This is a genomic window from Pantoea eucalypti (assembly GCF_009646115.1).
GTDB classification, from domain to species: Bacteria; Pseudomonadota; Gammaproteobacteria; order Enterobacterales; family Enterobacteriaceae; genus Pantoea; species Pantoea eucalypti.
In genome coordinates, this window is the sequence record NZ_CP045720.1 from 2,052,796 (window position 1) to 2,066,255 (window position 13,460).

Below are 13,460 nucleotides of genomic sequence, written 5' to 3' on the forward strand. Positions count from 1 at the left end.
AAAGGTGCGCACGCGCGGGAAACTGCACTGGCTGTTTTTGAGCTAGCCTTGCAGATAAAAAAAGGAACCCTATGACTGAAAGCGCACAACTCCAGACCGGACATCGCCACTGGATCTTAATTGCCTGCATGCTGGCGATGTTTATGGCGGCCATTGAAGTGACGATTGTGGCTACCGCAATGCCCACTATCATTGCTGACCTTGGCGGTTTTTCGCAGTTTGGCTGGGTCTTCTCCATCTATCTGCTGACTCAGGCGGTCAGCGTACCCCTCTATGGGCGGCTGGCGGATATGGTGGGGCGCAAAACGATGTTTTTTGTCGGGACCGCCATCTTCCTGATGGGATCGGTGCTGTGTGGGTTTGCCCATACGATGACCTGGCTGATCCTGTTCCGGGCATTTCAGGGCCTGGGCGCGGGCGCGATTATGCCGCTCAGCTCGACCATCGTGGCGGATATCTATTCACCGCGCGAACGGGCCAGCGTGCAGGGCTGGCTCTCCAGCGTCTGGGGTGTGGCGGCTATCGTCGGGCCACTGACCGGGGCCTGGCTGGTGCAGCACTTTAGCTGGTCGGTGATTTTCTGGGTTAACTTGCCGATTGGCCTGATGAGCATGCTGATGCTGGCGCGCTGGCTACCGTCGCACCAGAAGGAGGAGAAATCACAGCCGCTGAACCTGGCAGGAAGCGGCTGGCTGATGCTCTGCGTGACGGCCCTGCTGGTGGCGCTATTGCAGGCAGAACAGCTGGGCATCTGGCTGGTGCCGTTTCTGATGTTCTCGCTGTTTGCGGGCTGGCAGCTTAAACGCCATGAGCAACGTTCAGCAGCACCGCTGTTTCCGCTGATCATCTGGCGCAGCCGGCTTATCGTGGCGGGTAATGCGGGCAATCTGATTATCGGGGCGGCCATGATGGGCATCAGCGCGTTTTTACCCACCTGGATTCAGGGGATCCGCGGCGGCTCACCGTTGCAGGCGGGCAGTGTGCTGGCGATGATGTCGATTGGCTGGCCGCTGGCCAGTACCCTCAGCGGCAGACTGATGCTGCACACCTCCTACCGCTTTACCGCCCAGCTTGGCGCGCTCTTGCTGGTGACGGGCAGCGCCCTGCTACTGTTCTTACAGCCCGCAAGCTCTCTCTATCAGGCGGGCTTTACGGCATTTCTGATCGGGACTGGCATGGGCATGACCAGCACCACGTTCCTGGTTTCTGTGCAGAATCAGGCGGACTATCAGATTCGTGGCATCTGCACCGCTTCAATCATGTTCAGCCGGATGATCGGCTCGGCGGTGGGAACGGCGATTATGGGCGCAGTGCTGAATCTGAATCTGCAATGGCGACTGCCACAGGTACAGGATCCGGTGCAGCAGATTATGTCAGAATCCAGTCGTCAGCATTTGCAGCCGGAAACGCTGCAACAGATGGTTGCGTCCATCGCGACGTCATTGCACTGGGTATTTGTGGTGGCACTGGTGATTGCGCTGTTTGCGGTGGGTGTGGCCTGGATGATGCCACGTCAGCGGCCGGAACAGGCGGACTAGCAGGCAGGGCGACAGGATGTCGCCCTGATTTGACGCTGACTACTGAGCAGGCGAGTCCTGTGAACTGCCGGCACTGGCGGGGACACTGGCTTCGTCGTCACGGCCTGTACGCTTATAAACAATCTTTTGTGTGTCGTTTTCACAATGTCCGACGACCTGACCGCCCGCCTGATCAACCTGATCGTTGGCGACGACGTCGAGACTAAAACCTGACTCAGGCACACCGTTCTGAATAATTTTCTGGCTGATATCGGCTTTCACCGACTCACAGGATGCCTGTGCCATCAGCGGCAGAGCTAAAAACGCCGCGCTTAACAAAACCCTCTGTATCTTCATCACGTCTTCCTTATGTTAGTCGTCCGTCATTACTATAGCTCAAAATTAAGGCGCAACCGGGCGACCTGAACGGCGGTCCAGGCAACGCAGGGTGTTGGGTTCCCAGTAAGCGTTGAGATTAAGGCTCTGCTCGCATTTGTCGCGGGTGTCATAGGCGCGATCGGCCTTATCAAACTCTTTTTCGACGCGGGTGTTCACTTTGTTACGCAGCATGCGCGTGTCATTCCATTGCTCTTTATCCTGGCGCGCCGCTTCATTGCCCAGCGCGGTGCTGCCATCTTCAATGATCAGACGATTCGTATTCGCACTGGCAGTGAATGCCGCAGACGAGATCAGAACCAACAGCACGGCAGGGATCATTTTTTTCATCACAATATCCTTAAGTTAACGCAAACATCGCCTTCCGGGACGTCTGTTGCAGCGGGTATGCTTTAAGACTGGCCCACCAGCCGTCATTGTTGCTGTAAGTCCGGACAGGGAAAGCGCGAAGCAATCCGGCATATACGCGTGGTGATGGTGAGCACTGCCCGGGTTCAGGCTAAAAATAAAATAGCCCGATGACAGAGATTCTTATTATATCATCGCCGTTTCTTCGCTCACCAGTGGTGAGCCATTTGTTTACGTTCAGGAGAGGTTAGGGTGCTGATTAAAACCGGCTTGCTGTTTTTTATTACCGCGCTGGCGGAGATCATCGGCTGTTTTTTGCCCTGGTTATGGCTAAAAAAAGGCGGCTCAGCCTGGCTGTTACTGCCTGCAGCGGCGAGTCTTGCGCTGTTTGTCTGGCTGCTGACCCTGCATCCTGCCGCCAGTGGACGGGTCTATGCTGCTTACGGTGGCGTCTATGTGCTGACTGCGCTGCTTTGGTTGCGGGTAGTGGATGGCGTGAAGCTAAGCGCGTGGGACTGGAGCGGGGCAGTGATCGCCTTCAGCGGCATGCTGATCATCGTGATGGGCTGGGGGCGCGGGTAGCGCCAGCCGGACGGACTGGCGCTGCAGAGGCTTAAGGCTTATGGACTTTCAGGCCTGCCAGCGTCTGGCTGACCGGCATCATTTCAAGACTGTTGATGTTGACATGCTTAGGCAGCGTGGCAACCCACCAGACCGCTTCTGTGACATCTTCGGGTGTTAAAGCCTTTGCGCCTTCATAAACCTGGCCCGCTTTGTCATCATCGCCCTTAAAGCGCACATTGGAAAACTCCGTGCCGCCGACAAGGCCGGGTTCTATATCGGTGACGCGCAGTGCCGTACCGTGCAGATCGGTTCGCAGGTTAAGGCTGAACTGACGGACAAACGCTTTGGTTGCACCATACACGTTGCCGCCGGCATAAGGCCAGCTACCGGCAATCGAGCCAATGTTGATGATGTGGCCGATATCGCGCTCTACCATGTGGGGCAGCAGGGCGCGGGTCATGTAAACCAGGCCTTTGGTGTTGGTGTCGATCATGTTTTCCCAGTCTTCAACATTCGCTTTGTGCGCAGGTTCAATCCCCAGCGCCAGACCGGCGTTGTTAACCAGTACATCAATATTGCGCCACTCTGCCGGTAAGTGCGTGACCATCTCTTCAATGGCGGCACGGTTACGCACATCCAGCTGCACCGTATAAAGATTCTCGCCCAGCTCCTCCTTCAGCGCTTTTAAACGCTCGGCGCGGCGTCCGCTGGCAATGACTTTGTGACCATTCTCAATAAAGCGGCGGGTGATGCTTTCACCAAAACCGGCGGTCGCGCCGGTGACAAAAATAATCATCTCACTGTTCCTTATGCCATTTTCAGAGTCGATGACTTCACCATAGCATTTCATTTCCGCTTCTGCGCGTTGAAAAATCGCCAGGCCTGTAAATGGATTTTACCGGTTAACTGACTGCGCCTTTTCAGGGCAGGCTGCACCTAAAAAGGGCACGTTTCCCTCCGGCAGGCCATACTCAGAATGATCAGTTTACATAAAATTGAGTCGCAACCGTTTGCCTCCGTTCCGCAAACGGTTGCTAAGCCATCTGTGGTGATTTATGTTGCGCAACAGGCAGTAAATGATTTATTTGATTGATTTATAAGGATTTTACAGCTCATCAGTTCTGGCACGCAGGTTGCAAGGCTATAACAGGAGATTTCCCTGCAACTATTCTATCGCGCTTTCAGAAAGGACAACCCATGCTATCAGCAACCGACACGGCGATTCGCGCCAGCTTCTTTGACTTTACTGGTGTCGTGGATCAGCCCGACGACCTGGCCGGTAAGGCGCGCTATCTGGAAGATGCTGTGCTGTTGCTGCGTGACGGACGCGTAGCAGGGCTGGATAGCTGGGAGAACAGCGAGGCGATGCTGGCAGGCCATCCGATTACCGATCTGCGCGGCAAACTGATCGTACCTGGCTTTGTCGATACGCATATTCACTATCCACAGACAGAGATGATTGGTGCGTTTGGTGAACAGCTGCTGGAGTGGCTGAACCACTACACTTTTCCGGTTGAAGCGCAGTATCACTGTCCTGACCATGCGGCCAAAATGTCCGCCTTTTTCCTGCATCAGCTGCTCTCAAATGGCACTACCAGCGCACTGGTGTTTGGTACTGTCCATCCGCAATCGGTGGAGGCGCTGTTCAGTGCCGCAGAAGCCCTGAACATGCGACTGATTGCCGGGAAGGTGATGATGGATCGCAATGCGCCCGACAATCTTACCGAAACCCCGGAGCAGAGCTACCAGCAGACACGGGCGCTGATTGAGCGCTGGCATAATCGTGGACGGCTGAGCTACGCCCTGACGCCGCGTTTTGCGCCGACCTCCTCCCCGCAACTGCTGGAAAAAGTGCAGCAGCTGCGCCAGGCATTTCCGGATACCTGGCTGCATACCCATCTCAGTGAAAATCCACAGGAGGTGGCCTGGGTAAAAGCGCTGTTCCCGGAGCGTGAGGGCTATCTGGATGTTTATCATCATCACCAGCTAACCGGGCGTCGCAGCGTCTTCGCGCACTGTCTGCATCTGGACGATAAAGAGTGGCAGTGTCTGCACGATACCGATTCTTCTATTGCTTTCTGTCCCACCTCAAACCTCTTCCTCGGCAGCGGCCTGTTTAACATTAAACGCAGCTGGCAGCAGGGCGTGAAGGTGGGAATCGGCACGGATGTCGGCGCGGGCACCACCTTTAATATCCTGCAGACGCTGGGCGAGGCTTACAAAGTAGGCCAGTTGCAGCATTACCGGCTCAGCGCCGCTGAAGCCTTTTATCACGCCACGCTGGGTGGAGCGCGTGCGCTGGATCTCGACCACGCCATCGGAAATTTTAACATCGGCAAAGAAGCCGATTTTGTCGTGCTCGATCCGGCAGTCTCTGCGCTGCAGCAGCTGCGTATTGGCAATAGCAAAGATATCTGGGAAAAGCTGTTTGTATTAATGACGCTAGGCGACGATCGCAATATTGCCCAGACCTGGGTAAATGGTCGTCCGGTCTGGCAGCGCGACGCACAGGAGCAAGCCGCATGATTGAGTTTTTGTTAAACAACCAGCTGGTCAGGGAAGAGGCACTTGACCCCAATCTTACGGTGCTCAACTATCTGCGCATCCGTCAGCATCGTCCTGGTACCAAAGAGGGCTGCGCCTCTGGTGACTGTGGCGCCTGCAGTGTCACCCTGGGAAAAGCCGTCAGGGGTGAGATGCAGTATGAAACGGTCAATAGCTGTCTGACGCTGGTCTCGTCATTACAGGGTAAACAGCTGATCACCGTAGAGGATCTGCGTCACGGTCGTGCACTGCACCCGGCGCAGCAGGCGATGGTCGACTGCCACGGCTCACAATGCGGATTCTGCACGCCGGGTTTTGTCATGTCGCTGTTCAGCCTGCAAAAAAACGCAGCGGGCTGGGATCGCCATCAGGCGGAAACGGCGCTGGCCGGTAATCTTTGCCGCTGCACCGGCTACCGGCCCATTATGGCTGCCGCAGAACAGCTCTGCTCCCAGCCGGTTACTGACCAGTTCGATCACAGTGCCGCCGCCACCGTGCAGCGGCTGGAGGCGCTGGCTACCCCGGAAATGCAGGAGATAGACGGTGAAGGCCGCCGTTGTTTCCTGCCCAAAACGCCGGCTCAGCTGGCAGAGATCTACCTGGCGCATCCCGATGCGAAACTGATTGCCGGTGGTACCGACCTCAGCCTGCAGATTACCCAGCAGCATAAGAGAATACCGCTGCTGATTGCGCTGGAACAGGTGGCCGCGCTTAAGGTCTGCAGTGAATTTGACGATCATTACCTGCTGGGTGCAGGTGCCTCACTGCAGCAGGTCAGTGAGTTTCTTGCCACCCGCATTCCTGGTGTCAGCGAGATGCTGCAGCGGTTTGCCTCACTGCAAATTCGTCTGCAGGGCACACTGGGCGGTAATATCGCTAATGCGTCCCCGATAGGCGATGCGTCGCCGGTGCTGCTGGCCCTCAATGCAAGTTTGCTGCTGCAGCGCGGTGAAGAACAACGCAGCCTGCCGCTGGACCAGTTCTTTACCGGCTATCGGCAGACACAGCTGGAAAAAGGGGAGTTTATCCGCGCAATTCGCATTGATAAGGTGACGGTGTCACCTGATTTTGTCGCCTGGAAAGTCTCCAAACGGCTGGATGATGATATCTCCGCCGTCTTCGCTGCCTTTAACCTGCAAATCGAACAGGGCGTGGTGAGTGGTGCCCGCATCGCCTTTGGCGGTATGGCGGCGACGCCAAAACGCGCCCACCACTGTGAACAGGCGCTGATGGGTCAGCCACTGAATGCCGTGACGGTGTCACGTGCCGCTGCCGCGCTTGCGTCTGATTTCCAGCCGCTTTCCGATTTTCGCGCCAGCAGTGACTACCGTCTGCAGGTCGCCCGTAACCTGCTTCGCCGCTACTGGCATCGCCATAACGGCGAAATCACCTGCCTTGAGGTCTCTCGCTATGTCTCATAACCGCCCGGAACTCAACGAAGAGGTCATCAAGGCCCAGTATGCCGCCGATTTACAGAGCGGCGTAGGCCGGAGTAACCGCCATGAAAGCGCGGAGAAACATGTCTCTGGCGAGGCGCATTTTATGGACGATAAACCGGAGTTGCCGGGTTTACTGCATCTCTGCCCGCGTCTGAGTGAACACGCGCATGCGCGCATCGTGAATATTGATGTGCAGCCCTGTTATGCCGTGCCGGGTGTCGTCAGTGTATTAACCTGGCAGGATGTGCCGGGCATCAATGATGTCGGGCCGCTGGAGCCGGGCGATCCGCTGCTGGCGCATGACAAAGTCGAGTACCTGGGGCAGATCGTGATTGCCGTCGCGGCGGACTCCCCTGACGCTGCACGTCTTGGCGCGGCCGCAGCGGTGATCGAATATGAGGTGCTGGAACCGCTGCTGGATGTAGAGCAGGCGCTGGCGCAGGGCAGCTTTGTACAGGAACCGCACATCCATCAGCGCGGTGATGTGGACGCGGCACTGGCGCGTGCGCCGCATCGGGTGAGCGGGTCGTTTCATATCGGGGGTCAGGAGCATTTTTATCTGGAAACCCAGACGGCAATGGTCATTCCTGGCGAAGATCAGCAGCTGCAGGTCTTTTCTTCCACCCAAAACCCCACGGAAGTGCAGAAGCTGGTGGCGGAAGTCATGGGCATCAGCCTGAATAAGGTGACGATAGATATGCGCCGTATGGGCGGCGGCTTTGGTGGCAAAGAGACGCAGGCCGCCGGTGTCGCCTGTCTCTGCGCCATCGTAGCCCGTCAGACGGGGCGGGCGGCAAAGATGCGACTCTCACGCCGCGACGACATGCGCGTGACCGGCAAGCGCCATCCTTTCTTTGTGCGTTACGAGGCAGGCGTTGAGGAGGATGGCCGGCTGTGTGGCATCAAAATCGATCTGGCCGGTAACTGCGGTTATTCGCTGGATCTGAGCGGATCCATTGTCGATCGCGCCATGTTCCACGCCGATAATGCGTATTACCTCGGCGATGCGTTGGTCACGGGCTATCGCTGCCGCACGAATACCGCCTCCAACACCGCCTATCGCGGCTTTGGCGGACCGCAGGGTATGGTGGCGATTGAACAGATCATGGATCACATCGCCCGCCACCGTGGGCTGGATCCGCTGGCGCTGCGCAAGCGTAACTATTATGGCAAGCAGGATCGCAACATCACCCATTACCACCAGCAGGTCGAGGACAATCTGCTGGATGAGATTACCGAACAGCTGGAGCAGAGCAGCGACTATCAGGCGCGTCGCGCGGAAATCACGGCGTTTAACGCCCGCAGTTCGCTGCTGAAACGCGGTCTGGCGCTGACGCCGGTAAAATTTGGCATCTCATTTACCTCCAGCTTCCTTAATCAGGCGGGCGCGCTGATCCTGATTTACACCGATGGCACGGTGCAGCTGAATCATGGCGGCACCGAGATGGGCCAGGGCCTGAACACCAAGGTGATCCAGATTGTCGCCGAAGTACTGCAGATAGAGACCGATAAAATCCAGATTACCCCCACCGACACCGGTAAAGTGCCCAATACCTCGCCAACAGCGGCCTCCAGCGGTGCTGACCTCAACGGTAAGGCGGCGCAGAATGCGGCTGAAATCCTGCGCGATCGCATGACCGCCATGCTCTGCGAACTGCATCAGTGCGACGCTGCGGCGGTGAGCTTCCGCAATGGCGTGGTACGTGCCGGAGAAAAACATTACACCTTCGCTGAGGTGGCGAAACTGGCGTGGCTGAATCAGGTGCCGCTCTCTGCCACCGGCTACTATCGCGTACCAGGCATTCATTACGACCGCGTTGCCGGGCGCGGCACGCCATTCTATTACTACGCCTATGGCGCGGCCTGCTGCGAGGTCGTCATCGACACCTTAACCGGCGAATCCCGCCTGCTGCGCGCCGACATCCTGCATGACGTTGGTGCCTCGCTGAACCCGGCCATCGACATCGGTCAGGTCGAAGGAGGCTTTGTCCAGGGTGTCGGCTGGCTCACCTGCGAAGAGCTGGTGTGGAATGACAAAGGTCAGCTGCTGACCGACGGTCCCGCGAGCTATAAAATTCCCGCCATCAGTGACGTGCCGGCGGATCTGCGGGTCACACTGGTGGAGAACCGCAAAAACCCGAAAGACACAGTCTTCCACTCCAAGGCCGTTGGCGAACCGCCGTTTATGTTAGGGATAGCTGCCTGGTGTGCGCTGCAGGATGCGGTCGCCAGCGTGGCGGATTACCGCCAGCATCCGTTGCTGGATGCGCCCGCTACACCGGAGCGCATCTTCTGGGGCGTGCAGCGTCTGTCGGGAGCCATTGATGATCTATCATGACTGGATAGGCGTGCTTCACCAGTTGCGTGAAAAACGGCAAAGCTGCGTGCTGATTACCGTGCTTAGCGAGCACGGTTCGGTGCCCCGTGACAGCGGCAGCAAAATGGTCGTCACACAGCAGGAGAGCTTTCTCACCATCGGTGGCGGTCATCTGGAATTTGTGTGTATCGCCCAGGCCAGGGCGATGCTGCAGGATGGGGCGACCGCGCCCCATACCGATGATTTCAGCCTCGGCGCGCGGCTTGGACAATGCTGTGGTGGCAAAACGAAGATTTTGTTTGAGCCGCTGCTGCAGGCGCAGCCGGAGATATTTCTGTTTGGTGCAGGTCATGTCGGACAGGCACTGGTTAACCTGCTGGCGACGTTACCCTGTCACATAAACTGGATTGACAGCCGTCCGGCGCAATTTTCCAGCGTCCCTGCGGGCGTAGTGACCTGGCAGCCCGATGATCCGCTCGATTGCGTGGCGCAGGCGCCTGCGGGCAGCTACTTTATTATCATGACCCACCATCATCCGCTGGACTTTGAACTGTGTGAAGCGGTGCTGAAACGCGGGGATTTCCGCTATGCCGGATTAATCGGTTCGTCGACGAAAAACCAGCGTTTTCGCTACCGGCTGGCAGGCAGGGGCGTTCAGAGCGAATCACTGGCGCGCCTGCGCTGCCCGATTGGTCTGCCGGATGTTAAAGGCAAGCTACCCGCCGAGATTGCGGTGGCGATTGCCGGTGAAATTATCTGCGTTTATCAGCAACATATCACCTGAGTTGTGGCCTGCGCGGCAACCTGTCAGGATAAGACTTTGCGATGCCCCATCAGGAGCGAACCATGAACGCCCGTCAGAATCCCTTCTTTAGCGTCAGCACACTGCCTTATCATGCTCCGCCTTTTGACCAGATAGAGGAGCAGGATTTCCTGCCTGCGCTGCAGGCGGGCATCGAAGAGAAGCGTCAGGAGATCGAGGCGATCGCCCTGAGTAGCGAAGCGCCCACCTTTCTTAACACCTTTGAAGCACTGGAGAAGAGCGGACAGCTGCTTAACCGGGTCAATCTGGTCTTTGGTGCCATGACCTCGGCCCATACCAGCCCGTATCTGCAGCAGGTGGATGAGGAGATAGCGCCCCAGCTTACCGCGCTCAACGATGACATCATGCTGAACCGGCCGCTGTTTTCACGGCTCGACGCGGTCTATCTGCAGCGTGCTAAACTGGATGCTGAATCAAAACGTCTGGTTGAAGTGATCTGGCAGCGCTTCCAGCTGGCGGGGGCCAATCTGCCTGAGGCGCAGAAACAGCAGCTTAAAGCGCTGAATCAGGAGGCCGCACGCCTCGGTACGCGCTTCACCAACAGACTGCTGGCAGCCACCAAAGCGGGTGGACTTGTCGTCAATGATTTGCAGCAGCTTGCGGGTCTGTCGCCGGCCGATCTGGCCGTAGCACAGGCGGAAGCGCAGGCGCGCGGGCTGGAAAAAAGCGGGTTGCTGGTGCTGCAGAACACCACGCAGCAACCGGCGCTGCAGAGTCTCGCCGATCGCGCAACCCGTGAAGCGCTGTTTAAGGCGGGCGTGACGCGCACGGAAAAAGGGGATGAAAACGACACCCGCGAGCTGGTGTTAAGGCTGGCGCAGGTCAGGGCGGAGCAGGCCCGGCTGCTGGGATTTGCCAGCTATGCGGAGTGGAAACTGCAGGATCAGATGGCCAAAACCCCCAAAGCAGCGCTGGCCTTTATGCACAACATCGTGCCCGCTGCGCGCGCCCGTGCCGAACGCGAAGCCGCGGCTATCCAGCAGACTATCGATCAGCAGCAGGGCGGCTTTACCCTGCAGGCCTGGGACTGGCGTTTTTATGCTGAACAGGTGCGGCGCGCCCGCTATGACCTCGATGAGAGCCAGATTAAGCCCTACTTTGAGCTTAACTCGGTGCTGCAGAACGGGGTGTTCTGGGCGGCGACACAGCTCTATGGCATCCGTTTTACCCCGCGACAGGATCTGCCGGTTTATCATCCTGACGTGCAGGTCTATGAAATTTTCGATGCGGACGAGACGCCGCTGGCGTTGTTCTATACCGACTTCTTTAAGCGTGACAGCAAAGGCGGCGGTGCCTGGATGAGCAACTTCGTCAACCAGTCGACGCTGCTCGACACCAAACCAGTGATCTATAACGTCTGTAACTACACCAAACCGCCCGCCGGTGAACCGGCGCTGCTGAGCTGGGACGACGTCATTACGATGTTTCATGAATTCGGCCACACGCTGCACGGCCTGTTTGCCAGCCAGCGCTATCCGAGCCTGTCGGGCACGGAGACCCCGCGCGATTTTGTCGAGTTTCCTTCGCAGATCAATGAGCACTGGGCCAGCGAGCCGGCGGTGTTCCGCAACTACGCTCGCCACTATCAGACGCATGAGCTGATGCCCCCTGAGCTGCATGAAAAGATTGTCCGGGCCGCAACGTTCAACAAAGGTTATGAGATGAGCGAGTTGCTGGCTGCCGCGCTGCTGGATCTGCACTGGCATAGCCTTAACCGTGATGCCGCGCCGCAAAGCGTGGAGGGATTCGAGCAGCAGGCGTTGCAGAGCGACAATATGGCGCTGACAGCGGTGCCGCCGCGCTATCGTTCCAGCTATTTCCAGCACATCTGGGGCGGCGGTTATGCCGCAGGGTATTACGCCTATATCTGGACACAGATGCTCGCCGACGATGGCTATCAGTGGTTTGCGGAGCATGGCGGATTGACGCGTGAGAACGGCGATATCTTCCGACAGAACATTCTGTCACGTGGGAACAGCAGCGATCTTAAAACGCTGTATGAAAGCTGGCGGGGCGCGCCTCCACAGCTTGAGCCGATGCTGAAAAATCGCGGTCTGGCGGATTCATAATGAAAAGGGCTGTCACCATGACAGCCCTTTTGTTATTGGGGCTAGCCCAGCGGGCCACCTTCAATGGTTTCGCACATTCCGGCCAGCACCCGCTCACCGGTTTCGTTTTTCAGTGACTGATACCACTCCGCCGTGACCGCCGGGTCGCGAGCATGGGTCACATCACAGCGTTTGCGCGCTTTCAGCACCAGATCTTTGACCCGCTCAACGCGGCGCGCCTGATAGCGTAGCAGCGCATCTTCGATGCCCAGCGAATGTGAGGCCAGCGTCGACGCCAGCACCACAGCATCTTCCATCGCCGCGCAGCCGCCCTGACCAATATCGGGGGTGGTGCTGTGGGCTGCATCACCCAGCAGAGCAACGCGTCCTTTCACAAAGCGACTAAAAGGTTCAATGTCGTGGATCTCAACCCGGTTGGTGGTGTCGGGATTAATCGCCGCGATCAGCTGCTGTACCGGCTCCGCCCAGCCCTGGAAGTAGCCGGTTAAATCGGCTTTCACGGTGCTGCGATCCTGCGGCAGACCTTTCGGCAGCGGCACATCAAAGAAGAAGTAGAAGCGATTACCGCTGACCGGCATCAGCGAAACGCGTTTGCCGTCACCGACAAAGGTAGTCCACTGATCGGCGGGTGCAATCCGCTCGTCAATGGTGACCAGCCCATTCCAGTTAACGTAACCGGCGTAACGGCGCTCCAGCTTCTCTTCCAGCACATATTCACGAATCACCGAATGGGTGCCATCGGCAGCAATCAGAAAATCGCCGGTGGCCTGACTGTTATCAGAAAAGGTGGCGATCACCCCGTCTGCGGTCTGTTCAACCTGGATCACCCGCTTACCAAACTGCACCCGTTCACGGCCAAAGGTATCAATCAGCATCGCCTGCAGCTCTGCACGCGCCACCGGATAAGGGTATTCGCCAACCTGTTGAACCAGCGGCGCCATGCTGAAGCGGGTCAGGGGGACGCCGGTCGCGCCGTCGTGATAAGCCATAAAGGCCATGTTACCGCCCAGCTCACGAAGCGCGGCTTTCATTCCCAGCGCATTCAGGCATTTAACGCCGTTGGGCCAGATGGAAATCGCCGCGCCGACAGGCTTCATTTCCTGCACCGCTTCGTAAACTTCCACGTCAATTCCGGCTTTCTCCAGCGCAATGGCGCTGCTCATTCCGCCAATACCGCCACCAATCACGATTGCTTTCATAATGCTCTCCTGTCTGCATAGACTTTTCCTGCAACTTTTGTACCAGAGGGAGGCCTACAGGGAGAGTGAGTAGAAAAAACAGGTTAATCAGTACGTTGACATATAATCTCTGAGGTGGCTGCGTCGTCTGATTGCTGACCTCATGCACTTAAATGTGGCAAAAGGTCGAATCAAAAGGGTGCAGTGATCATTTTTTCTGCATCGATTGTTTCATCATTCATCAGGTGCAGTCGGTCAGTTTCAG

11 protein-coding genes are annotated in these 13,460 nt (G+C 57.4%); 7 read left to right on the plus strand and 4 right to left on the minus strand.

The window, feature by feature from the left end; all coding sequences use genetic code 11:
* Positions 1 to 71 precede the first annotated feature (71 nt).
* Positions 72 to 1,538: an MDR family MFS transporter gene (locus EE896_RS09485; protein ID WP_140915605.1), complete on the plus strand. Its 1,467-nt coding sequence runs from the start codon at positions 72 to 74 to the stop codon at positions 1,536 to 1,538.
* Between the two features lie 39 nt (positions 1,539 to 1,577).
* Here the strand turns inward: EE896_RS09485 and EE896_RS09490 are convergent, their stop codons facing one another.
* Positions 1,578 to 1,874, minus strand: a complete 297-nt coding sequence (locus EE896_RS09490) for a DUF1161 domain-containing protein (RefSeq protein ID WP_140033421.1) — start codon at positions 1,872 to 1,874, stop codon at positions 1,578 to 1,580.
* 45 nt (positions 1,875 to 1,919) lie between these two features.
* Positions 1,920 to 2,243, minus strand: coding sequence for a DUF1283 family protein (locus EE896_RS09495; protein ID WP_003853649.1), 324 nt, complete (start codon positions 2,241 to 2,243; stop codon positions 1,920 to 1,922).
* A gap of 273 nt (positions 2,244 to 2,516) precedes the next feature.
* Between EE896_RS09495 and EE896_RS09500 the strand changes: the two genes are divergently transcribed.
* Positions 2,517 to 2,843 carry a YnfA family protein gene (locus EE896_RS09500; RefSeq protein WP_140915614.1) on the plus strand — a complete coding sequence of 109 codons (327 nt, stop codon included), beginning with the start codon at positions 2,517 to 2,519 and terminating at the stop codon, positions 2,841 to 2,843.
* Positions 2,844 to 2,874: 31 nt separating this feature from the next.
* Here the strand turns inward: EE896_RS09500 and ydfG are convergent, their stop codons facing one another.
* Positions 2,875 to 3,621 carry a bifunctional NADP-dependent 3-hydroxy acid dehydrogenase/3-hydroxypropionate dehydrogenase YdfG gene (gene ydfG, locus EE896_RS09505; protein ID WP_003853646.1) on the minus strand — a complete coding sequence of 249 codons (747 nt, stop codon included), beginning with the start codon at positions 3,619 to 3,621 and terminating at the stop codon, positions 2,875 to 2,877.
* Positions 3,622 to 4,022: 401 nt separating this feature from the next.
* Between ydfG and guaD the strand changes: the two genes are divergently transcribed.
* The 5 genes from guaD to dcp all read left to right on the plus strand — a co-directional run bounded on the left by guaD (position 4,023) and on the right by dcp (position 12,017).
* On the plus strand, positions 4,023 to 5,351 hold the full coding sequence (gene guaD, locus EE896_RS09510) for a guanine deaminase (RefSeq protein ID WP_105099170.1): 1,329 nt from the start codon (positions 4,023 to 4,025) through the stop codon (positions 5,349 to 5,351).
* Positions 5,348 to 6,790, plus strand: coding sequence for a xanthine dehydrogenase small subunit (xdhA, locus tag EE896_RS09515; protein ID WP_140915604.1), 1,443 nt, complete (start codon positions 5,348 to 5,350; stop codon positions 6,788 to 6,790). Before guaD ends, xdhA begins: the two co-directional genes overlap by 4 nt.
* Positions 6,780 to 9,146, plus strand: a complete 2,367-nt coding sequence (xdhB, locus tag EE896_RS09520) for a xanthine dehydrogenase molybdopterin binding subunit (RefSeq protein ID WP_140915603.1) — start codon at positions 6,780 to 6,782, stop codon at positions 9,144 to 9,146. Before xdhA ends, xdhB begins: the two co-directional genes overlap by 11 nt.
* The gene (gene xdhC, locus EE896_RS09525; RefSeq protein ID WP_140915602.1) at positions 9,133 to 9,909 is read left to right on the plus strand and encodes a xanthine dehydrogenase accessory protein XdhC; all 777 of its coding nucleotides are present in this window, start codon (positions 9,133 to 9,135) and stop codon (positions 9,907 to 9,909) included. The genes xdhB and xdhC overlap by 14 nt, the downstream gene beginning before the upstream one ends.
* A gap of 62 nt (positions 9,910 to 9,971) precedes the next feature.
* Positions 9,972 to 12,017, plus strand: a complete 2,046-nt coding sequence (gene dcp, locus EE896_RS09530) for a peptidyl-dipeptidase Dcp (RefSeq protein WP_140915601.1) — start codon at positions 9,972 to 9,974, stop codon at positions 12,015 to 12,017.
* A gap of 41 nt (positions 12,018 to 12,058) precedes the next feature.
* Here dcp and hpxO read toward each other — a convergent pair whose 3' ends face one another.
* Positions 12,059 to 13,216, minus strand: coding sequence for an FAD-dependent urate hydroxylase HpxO (hpxO, locus tag EE896_RS09535; protein ID WP_140915600.1), 1,158 nt, complete (start codon positions 13,214 to 13,216; stop codon positions 12,059 to 12,061).
* Positions 13,217 to 13,460: the final 244 nt, after the last annotated feature.